This is a genomic window from Bizionia sediminis (genome assembly GCF_042684585.1).
In the GTDB taxonomy this organism is placed as follows: Bacteria; Bacteroidota; Bacteroidia; order Flavobacteriales; family Flavobacteriaceae; genus Algorimicrobium; species Algorimicrobium sediminis.
The window spans coordinates 194,241-215,103 of the sequence record NZ_JBHULS010000001.1; the positions used below are offsets into that span (position 1 = coordinate 194,241).

22 protein-coding genes are annotated in these 20,863 nt (G+C 37.7%); 17 read left to right on the forward strand and 5 right to left on the reverse strand.

All coding sequences use genetic code 11. From position 1 onward, the window contains the following. Positions 1–150 precede the first annotated feature (150 nt). Entirely contained in the window at positions 151–1,161 is a 1,011-nt protein-coding gene (locus tag ACFSQP_RS00785) for a 3-oxoacyl-ACP synthase III family protein (RefSeq protein WP_376891072.1), read from the forward strand. A 226-nt stretch (positions 1,162–1,387) separates the two neighbouring features. Further along, a complete protein-coding gene (locus tag ACFSQP_RS00790; RefSeq protein ID WP_376891073.1) occupies positions 1,388–1,750 on the forward strand; it encodes a CoA-binding protein in 363 nt (120 codons plus the stop codon). Here ACFSQP_RS00790 and ACFSQP_RS00795 read toward each other — a convergent pair. Then, positions 1,727–3,169: a sodium:solute symporter gene (locus tag ACFSQP_RS00795; RefSeq protein ID WP_376891075.1), complete on the reverse strand. Its 1,443-nt coding sequence runs from the start codon at positions 3,167–3,169 to the stop codon at positions 1,727–1,729. The two genes, ACFSQP_RS00790 and ACFSQP_RS00795, sit on opposite strands and share 24 nt — an antisense overlap. An 80-nt stretch (positions 3,170–3,249) precedes the next feature. On the opposite strand from ACFSQP_RS00795, the gene recR reads away from it, so the two are divergent. The 3 genes from recR (at position 3,250) to ACFSQP_RS00810 (ending at position 6,368) form a co-directional block, all read left to right on the forward strand. Continuing rightward, entirely contained in the window at positions 3,250–3,867 is a 618-nt protein-coding gene (recR, locus tag ACFSQP_RS00800; RefSeq protein WP_376891077.1) for a recombination mediator RecR, read from the forward strand. 3 nt (positions 3,868–3,870) lie between these two features. Beyond that, a complete protein-coding gene (locus ACFSQP_RS00805; RefSeq protein WP_376891078.1) occupies positions 3,871–4,977 on the forward strand; it encodes a glycosyltransferase family 2 protein in 1,107 nt (368 codons plus the stop codon). Between the two features lie 80 nt (positions 4,978–5,057). After that, positions 5,058–6,368, forward strand: a complete 1,311-nt coding sequence (locus ACFSQP_RS00810) for a dihydrolipoamide acetyltransferase family protein (RefSeq protein WP_376891079.1) — start codon at positions 5,058–5,060, stop codon at positions 6,366–6,368. Between the two features lie 114 nt (positions 6,369–6,482). Here the strand turns inward: ACFSQP_RS00810 and ACFSQP_RS00815 are convergent, their stop codons facing one another. Next, entirely contained in the window at positions 6,483–7,013 is a 531-nt protein-coding gene (locus ACFSQP_RS00815; protein WP_376891080.1) for a DUF421 domain-containing protein, read from the reverse strand. Between the two features lie 232 nt (positions 7,014–7,245). On the opposite strand from ACFSQP_RS00815, the gene ACFSQP_RS00820 reads away from it, so the two are divergent. The 9 genes from ACFSQP_RS00820 to rimO all read left to right on the forward strand — a co-directional run bounded on the left by ACFSQP_RS00820 (position 7,246) and on the right by rimO (position 13,552). Then, positions 7,246–8,022 carry an exonuclease domain-containing protein gene (locus ACFSQP_RS00820; protein WP_376891081.1) on the forward strand — a complete coding sequence of 259 codons (777 nt, stop codon included), beginning with the start codon at positions 7,246–7,248 and terminating at the stop codon, positions 8,020–8,022. Positions 8,023–8,115: 93 nt separating this feature from the next. Beyond that, positions 8,116–8,727: a fumarylacetoacetate hydrolase family protein gene (locus ACFSQP_RS00825; protein ID WP_376891083.1), complete on the forward strand. Its 612-nt coding sequence runs from the start codon at positions 8,116–8,118 to the stop codon at positions 8,725–8,727. After that, on the forward strand, positions 8,728–9,069 hold the full coding sequence (locus ACFSQP_RS00830; RefSeq protein WP_376891085.1) for an Hpt domain-containing protein: 342 nt from the start codon (positions 8,728–8,730) through the stop codon (positions 9,067–9,069). Continuing rightward, on the forward strand, positions 9,069–10,316 hold the full coding sequence (locus ACFSQP_RS00835; protein ID WP_376891086.1) for a competence/damage-inducible protein A: 1,248 nt from the start codon (positions 9,069–9,071) through the stop codon (positions 10,314–10,316). The genes ACFSQP_RS00830 and ACFSQP_RS00835 overlap by 1 nt, the downstream gene beginning before the upstream one ends. A gap of 101 nt (positions 10,317–10,417) precedes the next feature. Beyond that, positions 10,418–10,654 carry a 50S ribosomal protein L28 gene (gene rpmB, locus ACFSQP_RS00840; protein WP_376891087.1) on the forward strand — a complete coding sequence of 79 codons (237 nt, stop codon included), beginning with the start codon at positions 10,418–10,420 and terminating at the stop codon, positions 10,652–10,654. 27 nt (positions 10,655–10,681) lie between these two features. Beyond that, complete coding sequence (gene rpmG / locus ACFSQP_RS00845; protein ID WP_031444791.1) at positions 10,682–10,864, forward strand: 50S ribosomal protein L33; 183 nt, start codon at positions 10,682–10,684, stop codon at positions 10,862–10,864. A 45-nt stretch (positions 10,865–10,909) separates the two neighbouring features. Continuing rightward, positions 10,910–11,062 carry a DUF4295 domain-containing protein gene (locus tag ACFSQP_RS00850; protein WP_376891088.1) on the forward strand — a complete coding sequence of 51 codons (153 nt, stop codon included), beginning with the start codon at positions 10,910–10,912 and terminating at the stop codon, positions 11,060–11,062. A gap of 137 nt (positions 11,063–11,199) precedes the next feature. Continuing rightward, positions 11,200–12,153, forward strand: coding sequence for a signal recognition particle-docking protein FtsY (gene ftsY, locus ACFSQP_RS00855; RefSeq protein WP_376891089.1), 954 nt, complete (start codon positions 11,200–11,202; stop codon positions 12,151–12,153). 97 nt (positions 12,154–12,250) lie between these two features. Next, positions 12,251–13,552 carry a 30S ribosomal protein S12 methylthiotransferase RimO gene (rimO, locus tag ACFSQP_RS00860; RefSeq protein WP_376891090.1) on the forward strand — a complete coding sequence of 434 codons (1,302 nt, stop codon included), beginning with the start codon at positions 12,251–12,253 and terminating at the stop codon, positions 13,550–13,552. A 199-nt stretch (positions 13,553–13,751) separates the two neighbouring features. On the opposite strand, the gene ACFSQP_RS00865 is transcribed toward rimO, so the two are convergent. From ACFSQP_RS00865 to ACFSQP_RS00875, 3 genes are all read right to left on the reverse strand, one after another. Continuing rightward, positions 13,752–15,020 carry a carboxypeptidase-like regulatory domain-containing protein gene (locus tag ACFSQP_RS00865; RefSeq protein WP_376891091.1) on the reverse strand — a complete coding sequence of 423 codons (1,269 nt, stop codon included), beginning with the start codon at positions 15,018–15,020 and terminating at the stop codon, positions 13,752–13,754. 191 nt (positions 15,021–15,211) lie between these two features. Continuing rightward, positions 15,212–15,736, reverse strand: a complete 525-nt coding sequence (locus ACFSQP_RS00870; protein WP_376891093.1) for a disulfide bond formation protein B — start codon at positions 15,734–15,736, stop codon at positions 15,212–15,214. Positions 15,737–15,741: 5 nt separating this feature from the next. Then, complete coding sequence (locus tag ACFSQP_RS00875; protein WP_376891095.1) at positions 15,742–15,894, reverse strand: DUF5993 family protein; 153 nt, start codon at positions 15,892–15,894, stop codon at positions 15,742–15,744. Between the two features lie 312 nt (positions 15,895–16,206). On the opposite strand from ACFSQP_RS00875, the gene bshC reads away from it, so the two are divergent. From bshC to guaA, 3 genes are read left to right on the forward strand one after another with little or no spacing between them, the layout of a single operon-like run. Further along, complete coding sequence (gene bshC / locus ACFSQP_RS00880; protein WP_376891096.1) at positions 16,207–17,811, forward strand: bacillithiol biosynthesis cysteine-adding enzyme BshC; 1,605 nt, start codon at positions 16,207–16,209, stop codon at positions 17,809–17,811. 3 nt (positions 17,812–17,814) lie between these two features. Beyond that, a complete protein-coding gene (locus ACFSQP_RS00885) occupies positions 17,815–19,185 on the forward strand; it encodes a pyridoxal phosphate-dependent decarboxylase family protein (RefSeq protein WP_376891097.1) in 1,371 nt (456 codons plus the stop codon). A 56-nt stretch (positions 19,186–19,241) separates the two neighbouring features. After that, a complete protein-coding gene (gene guaA, locus ACFSQP_RS00890; protein ID WP_376891099.1) occupies positions 19,242–20,777 on the forward strand; it encodes a glutamine-hydrolyzing GMP synthase in 1,536 nt (511 codons plus the stop codon). The last annotated feature ends 86 nt before the right edge of the window (positions 20,778–20,863 follow it).

Here is a 20,863-nt window from a genome sequence, read left to right on the forward strand (position 1 = left end):
AAATACCTCTGAATTATTATGCGTGCATAACGAATACAATTCGGATTCTGAATCTCGTAGCACGGAAATGGTTAAATTGCAAGCAGTTTAATCAGACACTTTCAGAATACAACTAAAAATAATTCGGTTAGTGGCCTCAAAATAGGTTTAATGTACAATTCTAAAATAATTGGTTTAGGTTATTATGTGCCTGATAATGTTGTAACTAACAACGATTTATCCAAACTAATGGATACAAATGATGCGTGGATTCAGGAACGAACCGGTATAAAAGAGCGTCGTTGGGTAAAAAAAGGTTCGGAGGACACCACGGCTACTATGGGTGTGAAAGCGGCTAAAATTGCCATAGAGCGTGCCGGAATTTCGAAAGATGATATTGATTTTATTGTGTTTGCGACCTTAAGTCCGGACATGTATTTTCCTGGGCCCGGCGTGCAAGTTCAGCATGCATTAAACATTAAAACGGTTGGTGCTATAGATATACGTAACCAATGTTCTGGGTTTATTTATGGGCTTTCTGTTGCCGATAATTTTATTAAAACCGGTATGTATAAAAACATTTTGGTTATTGGGAGCGAATTACATTCGCATGGTTTAGATGTAACAACGCGGGGTCGCGGGGTGTCTGTTATTTTTGGAGATGGCGCAGGCGCAGCGGTTTTAACCCGTGAAACTAACGTTAAGAAAGGTATTTTATCTACTCATTTGCACGCGCAAGGCGAACACGCTGAAGAATTGGTTTTGAAAGCGCCTGGCATGGGTAGTAGATGGGTTACCGATATCTTAGCTGATAACAACGCCGAAGATGTTAGTTATTTTCCTTACATGAACGGCCAATTTGTTTTTAAGAACGCTGTTATGCGCTTTAGTGAAGTAATTAACGAAGGTCTGGAAACCAATAATTTGAGTGTGGCCGATATAGATTTGTTAATTCCGCATCAAGCCAATTTGCGTATTGCACAATTTATTCAAAAAAAGTTTGGATTAACGGACAATCAAGTTTTTAACAACATCCAAAAGTATGGCAATACCACTGCAGCTTCCATACCAATAGCCTTAACAGAGGCTTGGGAGTCTGGAAAAATTCAAGTTGGAGACACGGTGGTTCTAGCTGCCTTTGGAAGTGGTTTTACATGGGGTAGTGCCATCATAAAGTGGTAGAAGGGAATTATAGAAGCCATAAAAAAACCCGAAACACACTGGTTTCGGGTTTTCTGCTATTAACCAATTTAACTAACACTAAACTATAAACTTCACAGTTTAAAATTACTTAAAACTTATCACTTACCTTTATAGACGAAAAAAGGCGGGAATTATTTCATATTAGTTGTGTTTTAACGCGCTTTTAACATTAAAACCAGTAAAGTAACCCTAAAACAGCTTAAATATGTCTAAAAAAACTTTAGTAGTGGGCGCGTCCCTTAATCCAGATCGGTATTCTAATATAGCTATAAAACGTTTGGTAAAGCACCAACACGAGGTTGTGGCTTTTGGTTTGCGAAGTGGTCAAGTTGCAGGTGTTACTATTAGTACAACATGGGATGCCTTTGCCAACATACATACGGTAACATTGTATTTAAATCCAGAACGCCAAAAAGCGTATTACCAAGCAATATTGGCTGTAAAACCAAAACGAGTTGTTTTTAATCCCGGTACCGAAAATCCAGAATTTTATGCGTTGCTAAAAGCGGCCAATATTAAAAGTGAAGTAGCCTGTACCTTGGTGTTACTTGCTACGAATCAGTATTAAACCTACAAAGGTTAAAAGTCCGTTGATAATTAAAATTTCGAAACCTATTTTGTAGCCATTAAATAATACTTCAGAATAGCTATTTAAGGCATAGGAAAGTATGGGTGCCATAAGCGCCACAATCCAAACATACTTATCTTTTAATGCTTTTTTTGTTAAAATACCAAAAGCAAACAGGCCTAGTAATGGTCCGTAGGTGTAACCGGCAGCCTTAAACAATTCCCAAATAACAGACACGTCTGTAAAAAGCGAATCGAATAAAATTATAATAAGAATTAAAACCAAGCTAACGGCTAGGTGGACCCGTTTTCTGATACCTTTTTGTTTTTCGGCTGCTTTGTTTTGAATATCCAAAATATCTATACAATAGGCCGTTGTTAAAGAAGTTAATGCGGAATCTGCACTAGAGTAGGCGGCGGCAACTAGCCCTAATATAAAAAAGGCCGAAGTTGCTATGCCAATTTCGGGAAGCATAGCAATGGTAGGGAACAAGTCGTCTTTAGCGGCTGTTAAGCCATTTTGTTGTGCATACTGTGTTAACAATAGCCCTAAAGCAAGAAATAATATATTCACAAACACCAGAACAACACTAAAAACAATCATGTTTTTCTGCGCGTCTTTTAGGTTACGGCAGGTTAAGTTTTTTTGCATCATATCTTGGTCAAGTCCCGTCATGGTTATGGTAATGAATATGCCGGCTAAAAAGCTTTTTATAAAAAATTGCGGATCTTTGGAGTCCTCAAAAAAGAATATTTTGCTCATGCTGTTACTGGCAATGTTATGGTATACATCAGATACGCTTTGTAAATCCAGCGCAGCAGCTAAAAATGAAATAGTAACCACCACCGAAACTAGCATAAACAATGTTTGTAAGGTATCGGTAAAAATAATGGTTTTAATACCGCCTTTAAATGTGTAAAGCCATATAAGTGCAATAGTAATAACTACCGTTAATGGAAATGGCATGCCTAACCCATCAAACACTAAAAGCTGTAACACTTTAGCAACTAAAAACAGTCTGAATGCCGCGCCAACAGTTCTGGAAATTAAAAACGCAACCGAGCCTGTTTTGTAGCTTGTAGGTCCAAACCTATCGTGTAAATAAGTGTAAATAGACGTTAAATTCATCCGGTAATACAAGGGTAACAGGACGTATGCAATAATTAGGTAGCCAAAAAAGTAGCCAAAAACAACTTGTAAATAACCAAATTGTTTGGTTTCAACCGCGCCAGGCACGGAAATAAAGGTGACACCAGATAAGGAGGCGCCTATCATGCCGAATGCTACTAAATACCAGGGAGCCGATTTGTTTGCTTTAAAAAACGCGGCGTTCGAGTCTTCTTTTCCGGTAACAAAAGAAATTAAAATTAAAACCAAAAAATAGCCAGCAATAAGGAGTAAAATTTGTGTCGGACTCATAGGGTTATAAAATGAAGCAGCAAAATACAAATTACCGTGGTATATGCAATTCTTAAATTGAAAATCGTAAATTCGCAGCTATGGAATTTTCATCAAAACTATTAGAAAAAGCGGTTAACGAGGTGTCGCAGTTACCAGGAATTGGTAAGCGATCGGCGTTAAGATTGGTGTTGCATTTATTAAATCAGCCTGAAAGTCAGACTTTTCAACTGGCAGACGCTCTGAAAACCATGCGTGCCGATATTAAATTTTGTAAAAGTTGCAACAATATTAGCGATGTGGAGTTATGCGAAATTTGCGCTAACCCAAACCGGACCTCCAATGTTATTTGCGTTGTGGAAGATATTCGGGATGTTATTGCTATAGAAAATACTAGCTCCTTTAAAGGGTTATACCATGTTTTAGGAGGTAAAATTTCACCAATGGACGGCATTGGTCCGCAAGATTTAAACATTCAATCTCTTGTAGATAAAGTAAAGCAAGGTAAAGTAAAGGAGCTTATATTTGCATTAGGATCCACCATGGAAGGCGATACCACCAATTTTTATATTTACCGCCAAATTCAAGATTTTCCTGTTATTTCTTCAACCATTGCAAGAGGTATTTCGGTAGGAAATGAATTGGAATACACAGACGAAATTACATTAGGACGCAGCATTGTAAACCGGATTCCTTTTGAAGCCTCCTTAAAATCCTAGCACTTGAAACTATCTGTTATTATCCTAAACTATAATGTGCGTTATTTTCTGGAACTTTGTTTACAGAGTGTAGAAAAAGCCCTGCAAGGCCTCGATGCCGAAATTATTGTGGTCGATAATAAATCTACCGACACAAGTTGCGCTATGGTAAAAACCAAGTTTCCGCAGGTTACGCTTATCGAAAATCCAACCAACAGTGGGTTTTCTCATGGAAATAACATAGGGGTACAACATGCCAAAGGAACGTATGTATGCATTCTAAATCCAGATACAGTGGTTGCCGAGGACACCTTTAAAAAATTGGTATCATTTGCCGATAACCAAACAAATCTGGGTATTGTTGGCTGCCGTTTAATAGATGGTACGGGCAATTTTTTACCAGAAAGTAAGCGCCATGTTCCAACGCCTGTTGTGGCACTCAAAAAACTATTGGGTTTTTCTAATAAGTATTATGTAGTGGAAACAAATGAGTTGGAAACGGCAGAGGTACCTATTTTTGTTGGAGCGTTTATGCTTCTAAAAAAAGAGGTATACCTAACAGTAGGTGGTTTTGATGAGGCGTATTTTATGTATGGCGAGGACATCGATTTATCGTACAAAATAAAAAAAGCAGGTTATGCTAGTTACTATTTTGGTGGCACTACGGTTATTCATTTTAAAGGCGAAAGCACCTTAAAAGATGCCACCTATGCCAAACGGTTTTACGGGGCCATGCTTATTTTTTATAAAAAACACTTTAAAAGCAATGTTTTGTTTAATGCCTTGGTTTGGTTGGCTATTCGCGTAGCGTCTATGATGCGTTTTACAAACAAAACCCAGCCTGCCGCCGTGAAACAGCGCATTATTTTCACAACACAAAAAACACATAAATTACTGGATTTCCTGGAAAAACCGGTGGCTGCTTGCTCGCAACTAAATGCTGTTAAGCCATTTACAGAGATTATTTTGGATGCGGCAACTGTGTCTTACAAGGTTATTTTTAAAGAAATGGAGCGGTTAAAGACAGTTCCGGGAATTTCATTTAAGATAGCGTCGCAAGACGCGCATTTTATATTAGGAAGTCAGAGTTCACGCAGCCGAGGCAGTGTGCAGGTATTTAAAAAGAATTAATTAATAAAACAACAAGTAAATTGATGATTTTTCATTAATTTTGCAGTCGAAATTTAAAAACATACGGTTTAGTTACAGATATGGCAAAATTTGAATTAAAGCTCCCTAAAATGGGAGAAAGTGTAGCAGAAGCAACCATAACATCTTGGTTGAAATCAGTAGGCGATACTATAGAAGCAGATGAAGCAGTTTTAGAAATTGCTACAGATAAAGTAGATAGTGAGGTTCCAAGTGAGGTGGACGGCGTTTTAGTGGAAGTTTTGTTTAATGTGGACGACGTGGTTCAAGTAGGGCAAACTATAGCAATAATTGAAACAGAAGCAGTTTCCGAGGCATCAGCTAGTTCAACCAGTAAAGAAACTACGCACGAAGCGGCACCAGCAGTTGCAGAGGTAGCTAAAACGGTAAGTGCGGCTCAAGAAACAGTTGCACCTGTAGCATCATCTTCAGAGCGTTTTTATTCGCCATTGGTAAAAAATATGGCAACAAAAGAAGGCATTTCGCAAAGCGAATTGGATGCCATTCCAGGTACAGGTAAGGATGGTCGTGTTACTAAAAACGACATGCTAACGTATCTAGAAAACCGTTCGGCAGCACCACAACCTGCCGCGGCACAACCTGCCCAGTCGGTAGCTCCTAAACAAACAGAAAAGCCAAAAGCAGCTCCTGTTGTGGTTTCTGGCGATGATGAAATTATCGAAATGACCAGGATGGGCAAATTAATAGCGCATCACATGGTAGAATCGGTTCAAACTTCTGCCCATGTGCAAAGCTTCATTGAAGCCGATGTTACAAAAATATGGAACTGGCGTAAAAAGGTTAAAGATAGCTTCATGAAACGTGAAGGTGAAAATCTAACCTTTACACCTATTTTTATGGAAGCAGTTGCAAAAGCTTTACGCGATTTCCCAATGATGAACATCTCCGTTCAAGGCGATCGTATTATTAAAAAGAAGCATATTAACCTAGGTATGGCTGCAGCTTTACCAGATGGTAATTTAATTGTGCCTGTAATTAAGGACGCCGATCAGCTTAATTTGGTGGGCATGACTAAAAAAGTAAACGATTTGGCAAATCGTGCTAGAATGAATCAACTAAAACCAGACGACATCCAAGGTGGTACTTATACGGTTACTAACGTAGGTACTTTTGGAAGTATTATGGGAACTCCAATTATAAATCAGCCACAAGTGGGTATTCTAGCATTAGGAGCTATTAGAAAAGTACCAGCGGTTATAGAAACACCAGAAGGCGATTTTATTGGCATTCGTTATAAAATGTTCATGTCGCACTCTTACGACCACCGCGTTGTTAATGGTGCTTTAGGCGGCCAGTTTGTGAAAGCGGTTAAAGATTATCTAGAAGCCTGGGATTCCAATAGGGATATTTAAAAGACCAGTTTTTAGGTTGTTTAAATAAATATTTTAAAAAGGTGTACCATAGCGGTGCACCTTTTGTTGTAAATGGTTAAAACGGGTAACCCTTTTTTAAATGCAAGTCGGTTTCTAAACCGTTTCTCTTACATCTGTTAATATTACGGTGGCAATGGCATTATAACTGGTATCGCTCGTGCTGTGTAAAACAGATATATCGCCGGTAGATTCCAGTATAACTGCCATAACCTGATTTGTGTTAGTAACATTGGCTTCCCGCAGTTTGGCAATGAGTTGCGATTTATGTATGCGTGCGTGTTTTAAATTGGTTTCTAAAATGGTATTCCCCTTCATTAACAGTAATGGTTTGTTGGAAATAGCATTGTTAAGCACTTTGGACCGCCGTTGTAAATAGGAAAACACAAATGCTAATACTAACAAACTGGCTATAGCTGTTGCGCCTTGTGCTACCGATGTACTAGATGTTAACGTAGACGATATGATACTACCAATGGCTATTGTAAAGGCAAAATCGTAGGCTGTAAATTTAGCAAAAGAGCGCAAACCAATGAGCCGGGTTAGAAAAATGATGACTACAAAAATTAATATACTGGCTAAAAATGTATTCAGTATGGGGTCTGATGTGTTGTAAATCCAATCCATATATAGGTTGTTAAAATTGATAGTTTGGGAAAGCTAGCGGTTTTTTTTTTCACAAAAAGAATTCAATTAAATAAATAACGCGCCTGTTTACGCAAAAGGGATTACAACAATGTATTTTTAAATGGTTAGCCAAGCCATAGGCATTCAAAATTCCTACTAGGCCATACAAGGTTTACTATTTCCTAAAGGCTTTTCTATTTATTCTAGTTACCTTTGCAAAAAAACAAGAGGCATGAAACTCAATTTAACCAAACCCATTTGCTTTTTTGATTTAGAAACTACCGGTATAAATATTACGGCGGATAGGATTGTAGAAATAGCAATTTTAAAAGTACATCCTAATGGCAAGGAGGAATCGCACAGGTGGCTTGTAAATCCAGAAATACCTATACCTAAAGAGGTTACCGCTATTCATGGCATTTCGGATGCCGATGTTGCTCAAGCGCCCACCTTTAAGGTTTTGGCAAAGGAAATTCATCAAATTATTAAAGATTCAGATTTAGGTGGGTTTAATTCAAACAGATTCGATATACCGTTATTGGCAGAGGAACTGTTGCGTGCTGGTGTTGATTTTGATATGAAAAATCGCGTTTCGGTGGATGTTCAAACAATATTTCATAAAATGGAGCAACGTACCCTAAGCGCTGCCTACAAGTTTTACTGTAATAAAACTCTGGCCGATGCGCATACAGCAGAGGCAGATACCTTGGCTACCTATCAGGTTTTAAAGGCGCAAATAGCCAAATACGACGAATTAGAAAACGACACAGCATTTTTGGCAGAATTTAGCGCTCACAAAAAGTTTGCAGATTTTGCCGGCTTCATTAGCTTTAACAAAAATGGTGAAGAAACCTTTTCTTTTGGCAAGCACAAAGGCAAACTTGTAACAGATATATTGGAAAACGAGCCCGGATATTTTGGGTGGTTGCTTAATGCCGATTTTCCGTTGTACACCAAAAAAGTGCTAACAGCTATAAAATTACGTGGCTTTAACAACAAATTAAGCTAATCAATTTTGTAAGTTTAACGCTTGGTAACCAAAAAGAAGCTAAGTTGAACAAATTTTAAATGTAATTGCAAAAATTATAGCGCGTTCCTTATTATGAAACTTATTTGCATTGGTCGGAATTATGTAGACCATATAGAAGAACTCAAAAACGAAAAACCAGCACATCCGGTGGTGTTTTTAAAGCCCGATACAGCTGTATTATTAAAAAAACAACCGTTTTTTATTCCAGATTTTTCTAACGATGTACATTACGAAGTAGAAGTCTTGGTAAAAATTAATAAAGTGGGTAAGTATATAAACAAAAAGTTTGCCCACAAGTACTACAACGAAATAGGTTTGGGTATCGACTTTACAGCTCGAGATCTGCAAGCGGATTTGAAAAGTAAAGGCTTGCCTTGGGAAAAAGCAAAAGCTTTTGACGGGGCGGCTGTTATTGGTTCTTGGCTCCCAAAAAGCCAATTTCAAGATGTAAACACACTTAATTTTAGGCTAGAAAAAAACAATACAACCGTGCAAACTGGTAATACCAGTCATATGCTCTGGAAAATTGATGAAATCATAGAATATGTGTCTAAATATTTCACTTTAAAGATTGGGGATATTATCTTTACGGGAACGCCTGCTGGTGTGGGAGCAGTAGCACCAAACGATACATTAACAGGATATTTAGAAGAACAAGAATTATTTTCAATTATAGTAAAATAAATGGAAGAGCATTATAAATTATTTCGCGTCCGGGAATTGGCAGATGGCGATGAAGACTTCGTGGCAACATTGGCAGCTGCTTTTTTAGAGGAAGTTCCTGAGGATTTGGAGCAATTAAAAACCGCAGTTGCGAATAAAAATTATGAAAAGGCCTACCAAACTGCGCACAAAATGAAGCCAACAATTGATTTGTTTGAATTGGGAGTTTTGGACGATTTAATAATTATTCAGGATTGGGGCAAGTTTACAAAAACCAATGAAGACGTTACCACACAAGTAACTCTTGTTAGTAATGCAGTAGAAAATGCAGTGGCCAGTATTAAATCAGATTTTAAGTTATAATGCAAGCAGAAATAATTACCATAGGTGATGAAATTCTAATTGGTCAGATAGTAGATACCAACTCGGCTTTCATAAGCAAAGCGCTCAATAAAATTGGCGTTTCGGTGTACCAAATAACCTCGGTTCAAGACGATTTGGAGCACATTACAAAAGCCCTACAAGAAGCCGAAGCCAATGCTGATATAATTATAATTACCGGCGGATTAGGCCCTACCAAAGACGACATTACAAAACGCACAATTTGCGCTTATTTTAACGATACCTTGGTTCAAGACGAGGCCGTTTTAGCTAATATTAAACACATCTGGAAAACCTATGTTAAACAACCTCTAGCCAAAGTAAATATCGATCAGGCATTGGTGCCGTCCAAGGCTCAAGTGCTCATGAACACCCATGGTAGCGCACCGGGTATGTGGCTTGAAAAAAATGGTAAAGTATTTATTTCGTTACCAGGTGTGCCCTACGAAATGAAAGCCATCATGGAAACACACGTCATGCCAAAGCTACGCGCTACATTTCAGTTTCCGTATATTAAACACGTGACACTACTAACATATGGTTTGGGAGAAAGTTCGCTGGCAGCCCGTATAGAGGATTGGGAAGATAACTTGCCAGACTTTATAAAACTAGCGTATTTGCCAGGTTTAGGACGTGTAAGACTTCGGTTGTCTGCAAAATCGATCAATAAAAATGGGGTAGAAGCAGCACTGGAGGCAGAAGTAAAAAAAGTATTGCCGCTTATTTCCGATATTTTTGTTGGATTTGAATCGGATGAATCCATTGAAGCAATGCTAGGCAAACAGCTTACAGCCTTACACAAAACTGTATGTACTGCAGAGAGTTGTACTGGCGGTAAAATAGCCCAATTATTTACAAAAAATGCCGGTGCGTCAGCCTTTTTTAAAGGTAGTGTGGTTAGTTACGCCACATCGGCAAAAATAGATGTATTACAGGTGCCTCAAACCCTTATAGATAAACATACGGTGGTAAGTGCACCTGTTGCAGAGTGTATGGCGCAGCACGCTTTAAATTTATTTGGAACAGATTATGCCATTGCTACCACTGGAAATGCTGGTCCAGAAAAAGGCGATTCTGATGCCGAAATAGGAACCGTTTTTATTGCTATTGCTACTAAAGAACGGGTGTATTCTGAAGAATTTTCCTTGGGTAACCACCGTACTAAAGTTGTCATGAAAGCCGTAAATAAGGCATTTGAGATGCTTCAAAAAGAAATTTTAAAAAAGTAAGCATATTAACTTGCTGTTATTATAAAGATTTATTAAATTTGCAGCCTGTTTTGAAACGTCTGTTTTGAAATAGTCGAAATAACACTTTTAAAGAAAGAACAATGTCAAGAGTTTGTGAACTTACAGGAAAAAAAGCCATGGTTGGTAATAACGTGTCGCACGCAATGAATAAAACAAAGCGTAGATTTGATGCAAATCTTATTAAGAAACGTTTTTATATTCCAGAGGAGGATAAGTGGGTAACCCTAAAAGTTGCTACATCAACATTAAAGACTATTAATAAAATTGGAATTACTGCGGCTTTAAAAGAAGCACGAGCTAAAGGATTTATTAAGTAACAGTCTGATTTATAAAAATACAGAACAATGGCAAAAAAAGGTAACAGAATACAGGTAATATTAGAGTGTACAGAGCACAAAGAGTCTGGTATGCCAGGAACTTCAAGATATATTACAACAAAGAATAAGAAAAATACGCCAGACAGAATGGAGATTAAGAAATTTAATCCAATTCTTAAGCGCATGACTGTTCATAAGGAGATTAAATAAATTTATTATTGTCACATCGTGATAATAATCTAAAAAGCATATAACATGGCAAAGAAATCAGTAGCATCATTACAAACCGGCTCTAAACGTTTAACTAAAGCTATTAAAATGGTAAAGTCGCCTAAAACTGGTGCTTACACATTTGTAGAGTCTGTAATGGCTCCGGAATTTGTAAATGAGTGGTTAGAAAAAAAATAATTTCACCAACTTAAAAAATATATAAGCTGCTTTCCATTTGGGAGCAGCTTTTTGTTTTATCTTTATAACGGAATAAAAACCTAAAGCTAGTTTTAAAACAGCGCTTTGGTTACTAATGGGTAAAGAAATTAAAGGGAATGAGTTTTTTTAAAAAAATATTTTCTTCCGAGAAAAAGGAAACCTTAAATAAAGGTCTAGAAAAATCTAAAACTAGTTTTTTAGGGAAATTAAGTAAAGCTGTAGCTGGAAAATCTAAAGTCGATGACGAAGTTTTAGATAATCTGGAGGAAATTCTAGTTAGTAGCGATGTAGGCGTTAATACCACCTTAAAAGTTATAGACCGCATTGAAGCGCGCGTGGCAAGAGATAAATATTTAGGTACAGACGAACTAAATAAAATTTTACGCGAGGAAATTGCCGGACTTTTAAGTGAAACAAACCTAGGCGAAGACACGGAATTTGTGGTTCCTAAACAACATAAACCTTACGTTTTAATGGTAGTTGGTGTGAATGGTGTGGGCAAAACCACCACCATCGGTAAACTGGCCTACCAGTTTAAAAAGCAGGGTTTAAAAGTGGTATTGGGTGCTGCAGATACCTTTCGGGCCGCGGCCATAGACCAGTTACAAGTTTGGGCAGACCGCGTGGATGTTCCCATGGTGCGCCAAGATATGGGCTCAGACCCTGCTTCCGTTGCTTTTGATGCCTTGCAATCTGGTGTAAATCAAAACGCCGATGTTATAATAATAGATACTGCCGGACGCTTGCACAATAAAGTTAATTTAATGAACGAGCTGACCAAAGTAAAACGCGTTATGCAAAAGGTTGTTGGCAATGCGCCGCACGACGTGCTGTTGGTGCTAGATGGCTCTACGGGCCAAAATGCCTTCGAGCAAGCCAAACAGTTTACAGCCGCAACAGAAGTTACCTCGCTAGCAGTAACCAAATTGGATGGCACAGCGAAAGGCGGTGTGGTAATTGGTATTTCAGATCAGTTTAAAATTCCTGTAAAATATATTGGTGTAGGCGAAGGTATTGAAGATTTACAGGTGTTTAATAAATTTGAATTTGTCGATTCTTTCTTTAAATAACATAAAAACGTACCATAATTATAGAAAAAGACTTCAAAATTTTTGAAGTCTTTTTGTTTGGAAACATGTTGTATCTTTGCAGCCTTGAAATAATGATATGAGAACAAAATCACTTAAAAAAAATAAAATCAATGTAGTAACATTGGGTTGTAGTAAAAATTTGTACGACAGCGAGGTGTTAATGGGGCAACTTAAAGCCAGCGGTAAAGAGGTGGTGCATGAGGAAACTGGAAATGTTGTAGTTATTAATACCTGCGGTTTTATTAATAATGCCAAGGAGGAGAGTGTGAATACTATTTTAGAATTCATGCAAAAAAAAGAAGCTGGCGAAGTAGATAAAGTTTTTGTTACAGGCTGTTTAAGTGAACGCTACAAACCGGATTTAATTAAAGAAATACCTAATGTAGATCAGTATTTTGGTACCACAGAATTACCTAGTTTGTTAAAAGCTTTGGGAGCCGATTATAAACACGAATTAATTGGCGAAAGGCTCACAACCACCCCTAAAAATTATGCTTATTTAAAAATAGCAGAAGGCTGCGACCGGCCATGTAGTTTTTGTGCTATTCCGCTTATGCGTGGAAAACATAAAAGTACGCCTATTGAAAATTTAGTTACAGAGGCCGAAAAACTAGCCGCTAACGGGGTTAAAGAGTTAATTTTAATTGCACAGGATTTAACGTATTACGGACTGGATTTATATAAAAAACGGAATTTAGCAGAACTTCTGGAAGCGTTGGTTATGGTTGAAGGAATTGAATGGATTCGTTTACATTATGCTTTTCCAACCGGTTTTCCTATGGACGTGTTGGATGTTATGAATCGTGAGCCTAAAATTTGTAATTATCTGGATATTCCACTGCAACACATTTCAAACGACATGCTAAAAAGTATGCGTCGAGGTACTACCAAAGAAAAAACCACGAAACTACTCCAAGAATTCAGACAGGCAGTGCCTAATATGACCATTAGGACTACTTTAATTGTTGGCTATCCAGGCGAAACAGAAGCGCATTTTCAAGAACTTAAGGAATGGGTAAAGGCTATGCGTTTTGAACGCCTAGGTTGTTTTACATACAGCCATGAGGAAAATACGCATGCCTTTAATTTGGTAGACGATGTGCCTGAAGCTGTAAAACAGCAAAGAGCCAACGAGATTATGGAAATACAGTCGCAAATTTCGTGGGAGCTAAATCAAGAAAAAATTGGCCAGATTTTTAACGTGGTTATCGATAGAAAAGAAGGCGCCTATTTTGTTGGTCGCACCGAATTCGATTCGCCAGACGTAGATAATGAAGTGCTCATTGATGCGTCTAAAACCTACTTAAAAACAGGCGAATTTGCACAGGTAAGAATTACAGAAGCAGCCGATTTTGATTTATACGCTGAAGTGGTGTAATTTACCAGTGCTATACATTAGTGCTAACAGATATAAATGAAATAACCGAACGTAGTAAGTAAGGAGTAGCACCATGCTATAAAAATTAAAAAACCTTCCAAATGCATTTTTATAATGCTATTGGAAGGATTTTAATATTAGGTTTGTTTTTAGTTTTTGGGTTATAACAAAATAACAGTGACATAGCACTAACTACTCATTAGGAATTATCTAACTGCTTTCTAATTTTTTCTATCGCTGTTTCAATAGATTTTTCAGGTTCAATAATATTGTAAATACCCCAAAAATCGACATCCATAAAACCCGAGGTTTCGTCTATTAAAATAGTGTTAGGCTTTAAAATGGTTTGTTTATTTTCTGGCTTGCTATACTTCTGGTCTGTTTCTAACCAGTTGGTAATTGCCATTTCACTGTTTAGGGTGTACACCGAGTTAAATAAACGCCCTTTCCAGTTTACTTTAAAAGACAATAAAATATTACTGTAACTGTAATGCCATTTACCGTTGCTATTTCTGTAATCCACACGATAGTTTGCAGTTGTAGGATGCACTTTAACTCTGTTGGGTTTTCGCTTAACAAACAAAGCACTTGCCTGTTCTTTGTTAGTAAGGTTTAAGCTGAAACGGGCGCTGGTTAAGGCATAGTTTTTTGCATCTATATAAAGGGTGCCATAATATAAAGGTGTGGTATATGTGTTTTTTTGTTTAAAGTTTACCACATACATAACTTGGTTATTTATAACGGTGGTTTTGTCAAATTCAAAAGTGTACTTGTCTATATTGCCGTTGCCAAACATAAATTGTGGATATTTCATAAAATCAATAAACAAATTATTAAAGGGGCCTCCCTGCAATTTCATAGCAATGGTGTCCAATCTGGCATAGTTGGTGCTTTTTCTGGACTTTAATAAGGCTACAGCATCCCGTTTGTTATTGCTGTTAGGTTCTTTATAAATGGTAACTACAGCTTCCGATAGTGAGGCATTTTTACGCCGCTTTTTTATCGTTTCCCTGTAAAATCCTGTCATTTCCAATGCGTTATCTACATAATTTGTTGTGCGGTTTTTTAACATAAGTTTTACCAAGGTTTCGGCAGATTGCGGCCTGGAAATAGTTACTTCATCAAGCGGCGTTGCTACTGGAGTTAAGGCAATGGTTTTAGTTGTTACCGCTTCAGAAACCGGTAAATAGGCGTCCGCATAACCTAAATAGCTTATTTGAAGTGTTTCGGAACTTAAATTTGAAGCCAGTTTCAATGTAAAATAGCCATCGTTATTGGAAATTGTTGCTACATTGGATCCAGAAACAACGATATCGGCAAACAGTAACGGTTGGTTGGTGTTTATATCTACTACCTTTCCAGTTATTTCCAGTGTTGTCTGGGGTGTAACTTGAGCTTTTACAAGAGAAATAGGAGCATAAAATGCTACAAATAGGGCTAATTGAGTGAGTAAGGAACGCGTTTTCATAGGACTTAAAAATAACATTTAAGATACTTAAAAATCGCGAATAGCCCTAGTAATTACCTGATAAAGAAATGTTAAGGTTTTTAAAGCTTTAAACCAATAATTTTAATTTGGTTGGTTATTAGCCGTATTTTAAGATTTTCAAAAAAAATGTATTGGTAGCTGCTATCTGTAAGTTTTTAATTAATAAGCTTTTACAGGCAAGGCCCATTTTCGCAACACGGCCCCAACTGGCATTCAAAAAAAGTGGCTACCACGTTTATTAATAACAAGGCAGTGGCTAGGTAAAATGTAAATTTTTCAAATGGAAGCATCTCTTTTTTTACTTTTTCAAAGGTATGACTAAACAGTAAAAAAAGTGCAGACCCGAGTATACTTGCTACAAAAATAACAACGCCCCAAGTGTACAAATGAAGTCCAAAAACAGGTGTGCCGTAGCCTAAATCGTCTGGCGAAGGACAAATATGGAGCAACACTTGGCGAGTAGAAAAGGTGCCGCCAATAAGCGCAGCAATAATAACAATGCCAAAATGTTTGGCTTTAAACCCAAAATGACTATTAAGTAACAACCCAAAAATAACGCCAAACATACCCAAACGTTGCAATAAACAAAGTGGACAAGGCTGCTCGTGCAATACAAATTGGAAATATAAAGCACCAATTAGGATGCTGCAAACCAATAAAATGCAAATGCTGTTTATGTATTTTAAAGTATTCATAAGGTTTAAAAGCTTAAATTTAATGTAGACGAGCTGTGGTATAAAAACATAACAATGCTAAAAACAGAGGCTAAAGCAAAAAAAATGTAAGCTAATTTCTGCTTTTGTTTAAATAAGCATAAAAACGATACGAAATAGGTAAGAAAAATAAGACTCATATTTTTTGTAAAATTAGTTCTGCCTGCTTAACTATTGGGTAATAATTAAAAACTGGCTTTTAGGTAGTTAGTAATCAAATATAATAATTTTAATTGGGTTTGTAGGAAAATATTTCATTCTGCAAGAATTTAACGTTTTTGGACGCCTGTTTTTTTAGTTCTTTTTGTTTGTATGAGCGACTTAACGGGGTTTCAACAATTAAAAAATTCCTTAAGCGGCTATGGGCAGTATCTGCTAGTTAGGTGTATTTTAAGTTAATTTTAAGACAAGAAACAGTATCTTTGAGCTTTTAAAAACTGCAATTCTAGCTTATGTCTACCGCGTTTATACCGTACCAGGAAACCCCTTATTTTTCATCGTTAATTTGTAAGTATCTGGATCAAGATTCGGCTCTAAAGCCTTTTTACAACCGGTTTCCCGAAAAATCTAACTTTTTAGAGCAAGTCAAAGAAAAACAGAAAGCTTTTACAGTAGCAAAGCGCACCATTTTAGTTAAAAGCTTACTACAACAGTATAAACATGTAAACGTTTCTGCGGAAACAAATAAAAATATTACAGCTTTAGAAAAAAACAATACCTTTACCATTACTACTGGACACCAGTTAAATATTTTTACGGGACCACTTTATTTTTTCTATAAAATTATATCTGCTGTTAATTTGTGCAAAGAACTCAATACAGCATACCCAAACACACATTTTGTTCCTGTTTATTGGATGGCAACAGAAGATCATGATTTTGAAGAAATAAATTACTTCAATTTTAAAGATAAAAAAGTGCAGTGGCAAAAAAAGGCTTCCGGCGCTGTAGGCTCCTTGGATTTGCAAGGGTTAGAAGCCGTATATAATTCCTTTAGCAACCAGCTTCCTAAAAGTAAAAACGCTCAAAATTTACGGATACTTTTTAAAAAGGCCTACCTAGAAAACAATACATTGGCCGCCGCTACTCGGTATTTGGTAAACACCCTGTTTGGGGACACCGGTTTGGTAATTGTGGATGGTAATAAACCTGAATTAAAAAAACAATTTGTACCCTACGCAAAAGAGGAACTGTTAAAACAAACAGCCCACAACACGGTTGTGCAAACCAACAAAAAGTTAAATGCGCTGCCTGAAAATTATAAAATTCAGGTAAACCCACGCGAAATAAATTTATTCTACTTAAAAGCCAACTTGCGCGAGCGTATTGTATTCCAAAATAACACCTATCACGTTTTAAATACAGATATCAGTTGGGAGCAAAACGATTTGTTAAACGAGCTTGAAAAGTATCCAGAACGGTTTAGTCCAAATGTTATTTTAAGGCCCCTTTACCAAGAAGTGGTGCTGCCAAACATTTGTTATATAGGCGGTGGTGGGGAGTTAGCGTATTGGCTTCAGCTACACGAGTTTTTTAAAACACAAAACGTGCCTTTTCCTATGTTGCTTTTGCGTAATTCAGTTTTACTAGCAACTAAAAAACAACAAAACAAACTAGAAAAATTAGGCTTAAATTACCAGGATTTATTTTTAAAACAACCAGCATTAATTACGAAAGTCACTAAAGATGTTTCTGCCATTTCAATCGATTTTACGGAACAAAAAACACATCTAGAAAAACAGTTTAAAGCGCTGTACCACCTAGCAGAAAAAACGGATAAATCGTTTTTAGGAGCAGTTGCCGCGCAAGAGAAAAAACAACTTAATGGCTTGGATAATCTAGAAAAACGCTTGCTAAAAGCGCAAAAACGTAAGCAAGCAGATGTATTAAATCGTGTAAAATTACTGCAAGATAATTTGTTTCCCAATCAAAGTTTACAAGAGCGACAGGCTAATTTTTCTACCTTTTATTTGGAGTTTGGCGACCAATTAATCCAGCAGTTAATGCTAAATTTGCAGCCTTTAAAAAACGATTTTACAATACTTAATTTAGAGTAAATCATGCATAAAATAGATATGGAACTTGTAGAAATGACCTTAGATGTCATGAAGTTTGCCATTGGCCGACTGTCTGCAACGGAACACCAAATAGGGAAACCCAAAAAATATGAAGAACTTAAACGCCTAGTGGGCGATACCGTTACCGAAAGTGGTGTTGGTGGCGAGTATGCCTTTAACCTATGGAAAGAACATTTGGCAACCGCAAATGTACCTGTAGATCATCCTAGAAATTTAGCTTTCGTACCGGCTTCGCCAACACGTGCCGCTATAATGTTCGATTTGGTTACATCGGCATCTAGCATCCACGGTGCCTATTGGATGGAAGGTGCAGGTGGTATTTTTTGCGAAAATGAGGCCATGTCGTGGATTGTTTCGCTAACGGGGCTTCCGGCCGGAGCGTTTGGTGTGTTTACAAGTGGTGGTACGGCTGCCAATTTATCGGCTATTGTTACAGCGCGCGAATATTGGCGTCGAGACGATACGTATAAACGCGAAAAAGGCTTAATTATTACCTCTATAGGTGCCCATTCATCTATAAAAGCTATGGCACAAGTAGCCGATGTAGATATATTGTTGGTAGATTCTGAAGAGCGTTTAACGGGAGTAGATTTACGTAAAACCATCGATGGTTTAAACTTTCACCAACGCAAACGCCTATTCGCCGTAGTGGCTACAGGCGGCACAACCAACGCAGGTATTATAGACGATTTGGAAGGAATTGCTGAAATTTGTGAAACAGAAAACTTATGGTTCCATGTAGATGCTGCTTATGGCGGAGGTGCCCTGGCAGCCGATTCTGTTCGTCATTTGTTTAATGGTATTGAACGCGCCGATAGTATTACCATCGATCCGCATAAGTGGATGTTCTCGCCTTACGATTGTGGTGCCGTTATTTATAAAAACCCGGAATTGGCAAAAGCAGCACATTCGCAGCAGGGTTCCTATCTGGATATTTTTAAAGATGAAGGCGCTCACGGCTTTAACCCAACCGATTACCAAATTCAATTAACCAGGCGCGTGCGCGGTTTGCCACTGTGGTTTTCTTTGGCTACACATGGCACAAAAAAATATAAAGAAGCCGTAGAACGCGGCCTAGAATTGGCACAGCTAGCAGGTAAAATGATTGAAGAAAATCCAAATGTGGAATTGGTTAGAGAACCTAGTTTGTCTTGTGTATTGTTTAGAAGAAAAGGTTGGAAGCCAGAAGATTATACAAATTGGACGTATGAAAATCATAAAAAAGGTTTCGCTTTAGTGACGCCTACCAAATGGAAAAATGGCGATTCGTTTGAAACCGTTTCCCGATTTTGTTTTATAAATCCAGATACCACAGAAAATGATATTCAAATGATTTTAGCTAGTATGAATTAATTGAAAAAAAAGGACACCATAAATAGCTAATATAAAATCTATTCTTATTTTTGAGCATGCAACACAACAACGTATTAATATTAGATTTCGGTTCGCAATACACCCAACTTATTGCGCGTCGTGTTAGAGAGTTAAACATTTATTGCGAAATTCATCCGTTTAACAAAATACCTCAAAATTTAGAAACCTTTAAAGCCGTTATTCTCTCCGGAAGTCCCAATTCTGTTCGGGGCGAAGCGGTGTTACACCCCGATTTAACAAATATTAGAGGCAAAATGCCTTTATTGGCGGTTTGTTACGGCGCACAGTATTTAGCGCATTTTTCTGGAGGCGAAGTCGCGCCATCCAATACCCGCGAGTATGGCCGTGCAAATTTGTCGTTTATACTGGAAAGCGATCCTTTTTTTAATAAAATAAAAACAGGCAGCCAAGTATGGATGAGCCATAGCGACACCATAAAAACCTTACCAGATAATGGCGTTTTATTAGCTAGTACAGAAGATGTTAAAAATGCAGCCTACAAAATTGAAGGCGAACACACCTATGCCATTCAATTTCATCCAGAAGTATACCACTCTACAGACGGTAAGCAACTGCTCGAAAACTTCTTGGTACATATAGCGCATCTAGATCAGGATTGGACACCACAATCGTTTGTAGAGGAAACCGTAGCCAATTTAAAAAACACGCTTGGTTCAGATAGGGTTGTTTTAGGGCTCTCGGGTGGTGTAGATTCCTCGGTGGCAGCTATGTTACTTCACAAAGCCATCGGAAAAAACCTGTACTGTATTTTTGTAAACAACGGCCTTTTGCGTAAAAACGAGTTTCAGGAGGTGCTAGACCAGTATAAAAATATGGGACTTAATGTTAAGGGAGTTGATGCATCGGCACGCTTTTTGGACGCCTTAGCAGGATTAAACGACCCGGAAGAAAAACGGAAAGCCATTGGACGGGTTTTTATTGAAGTTTTTGACGATGAAGCTCACGAAATTTCTGATGTAAAATGGTTAGCACAAGGTACCATTTATCCAGATATTATTGAAAGTGTTTCGGCTACAGGCGGCCCTAGTGCTACTATAAAAAGCCATCACAATGTAGGTGGACTGCCAGATTTTATGAAGTTGAAAATTGTAGAACCTTTAAAAGCATTATTTAAAGACGAAGTGCGCCGCGTGGGGGCATCTATGGACATGCATGCCGATTTACTAGGCAGACATCCGTTTCCTGGGCCTGGTTTAGCTATTCGTATTTTAGGCGATATAACGGCAGAAAAAGTCCGCATATTGCAAGAAGTGGATGCCATTTTTATTGGAAATTTAAAAAAGTGGAATCTGTATAACAGCGTCTGGCAAGCGGGCGCCATTTTATTACCTGTAAACAGTGTAGGTGTAATGGGCGACGAACGTACCTACGAAAAATGTGTGGCTTTACGGGCTGTAGAAAGCACCGATGGTATGACCGCAGATTGGGTAAATTTGCCCTACGAGTTTCTACAAAAAACGTCAAACGAGATTATAAATAAAGTGAAAGGGGTTAACAGAGTGGTGTACGATATTAGTTCAAAACCACCAGCAACCATCGAGTGGGAGTAAATTACCCTATTTTAGCCAATTTTAAAAAGTTTGAAATGCGCCCTCAATGCCCAATGGACTGTGTCTATTTTTTTTAAATTAAATAA

What these genes read in the sequence shown, in the direction of transcription:
- ACFSQP_RS00785 (WP_376891072.1), top strand. Translation starts at nt 151, where the DNA reads ATGTACAATTCTAAAATAATTGGTTTAGGTTATTATGTGCCTGATAAT.
- ACFSQP_RS00790 (WP_376891073.1), top strand. Translation starts at nt 1,388, where the DNA reads ATGTCTAAAAAAACTTTAGTAGTGGGCGCGTCCCTTAATCCAGATCGG.
- ACFSQP_RS00795 (WP_376891075.1), bottom strand. Translation starts at nt 3,169, where the DNA reads ATGAGTCCGACACAAATTTTACTCCTTATTGCTGGCTATTTTTTGGTT.
- recR (WP_376891077.1), top strand. Translation starts at nt 3,250, where the DNA reads ATGGAATTTTCATCAAAACTATTAGAAAAAGCGGTTAACGAGGTGTCG.
- ACFSQP_RS00810 (WP_376891079.1), top strand. Translation starts at nt 5,058, where the DNA reads ATGGCAAAATTTGAATTAAAGCTCCCTAAAATGGGAGAAAGTGTAGCA.
- ACFSQP_RS00815 (WP_376891080.1), bottom strand. Translation starts at nt 7,013, where the DNA reads ATGGATTGGATTTACAACACATCAGACCCCATACTGAATACATTTTTA.
- ACFSQP_RS00820 (WP_376891081.1), top strand. Translation starts at nt 7,246, where the DNA reads ATGAAACTCAATTTAACCAAACCCATTTGCTTTTTTGATTTAGAAACT.
- ACFSQP_RS00825 (WP_376891083.1), top strand. Translation starts at nt 8,116, where the DNA reads ATGAAACTTATTTGCATTGGTCGGAATTATGTAGACCATATAGAAGAA.
- ACFSQP_RS00830 (WP_376891085.1), top strand. Translation starts at nt 8,728, where the DNA reads ATGGAAGAGCATTATAAATTATTTCGCGTCCGGGAATTGGCAGATGGC.
- ACFSQP_RS00835 (WP_376891086.1), top strand. Translation starts at nt 9,069, where the DNA reads ATGCAAGCAGAAATAATTACCATAGGTGATGAAATTCTAATTGGTCAG.
- rpmB (WP_376891087.1), top strand. Translation starts at nt 10,418, where the DNA reads ATGTCAAGAGTTTGTGAACTTACAGGAAAAAAAGCCATGGTTGGTAAT.
- rpmG (WP_031444791.1), top strand. Translation starts at nt 10,682, where the DNA reads ATGGCAAAAAAAGGTAACAGAATACAGGTAATATTAGAGTGTACAGAG.
- ACFSQP_RS00850 (WP_376891088.1), top strand. Translation starts at nt 10,910, where the DNA reads ATGGCAAAGAAATCAGTAGCATCATTACAAACCGGCTCTAAACGTTTA.
- ftsY (WP_376891089.1), top strand. Translation starts at nt 11,200, where the DNA reads ATGAGTTTTTTTAAAAAAATATTTTCTTCCGAGAAAAAGGAAACCTTA.
- rimO (WP_376891090.1), top strand. Translation starts at nt 12,251, where the DNA reads ATGAGAACAAAATCACTTAAAAAAAATAAAATCAATGTAGTAACATTG.
- ACFSQP_RS00865 (WP_376891091.1), bottom strand. Translation starts at nt 15,020, where the DNA reads ATGAAAACGCGTTCCTTACTCACTCAATTAGCCCTATTTGTAGCATTT.
- ACFSQP_RS00870 (WP_376891093.1), bottom strand. Translation starts at nt 15,736, where the DNA reads ATGAATACTTTAAAATACATAAACAGCATTTGCATTTTATTGGTTTGC.
- ACFSQP_RS00875 (WP_376891095.1), bottom strand. Translation starts at nt 15,894, where the DNA reads ATGAGTCTTATTTTTCTTACCTATTTCGTATCGTTTTTATGCTTATTT.
- bshC (WP_376891096.1), top strand. Translation starts at nt 16,207, where the DNA reads ATGTCTACCGCGTTTATACCGTACCAGGAAACCCCTTATTTTTCATCG.
- ACFSQP_RS00885 (WP_376891097.1), top strand. Translation starts at nt 17,815, where the DNA reads ATGCATAAAATAGATATGGAACTTGTAGAAATGACCTTAGATGTCATG.
- guaA (WP_376891099.1), top strand. Translation starts at nt 19,242, where the DNA reads ATGCAACACAACAACGTATTAATATTAGATTTCGGTTCGCAATACACC.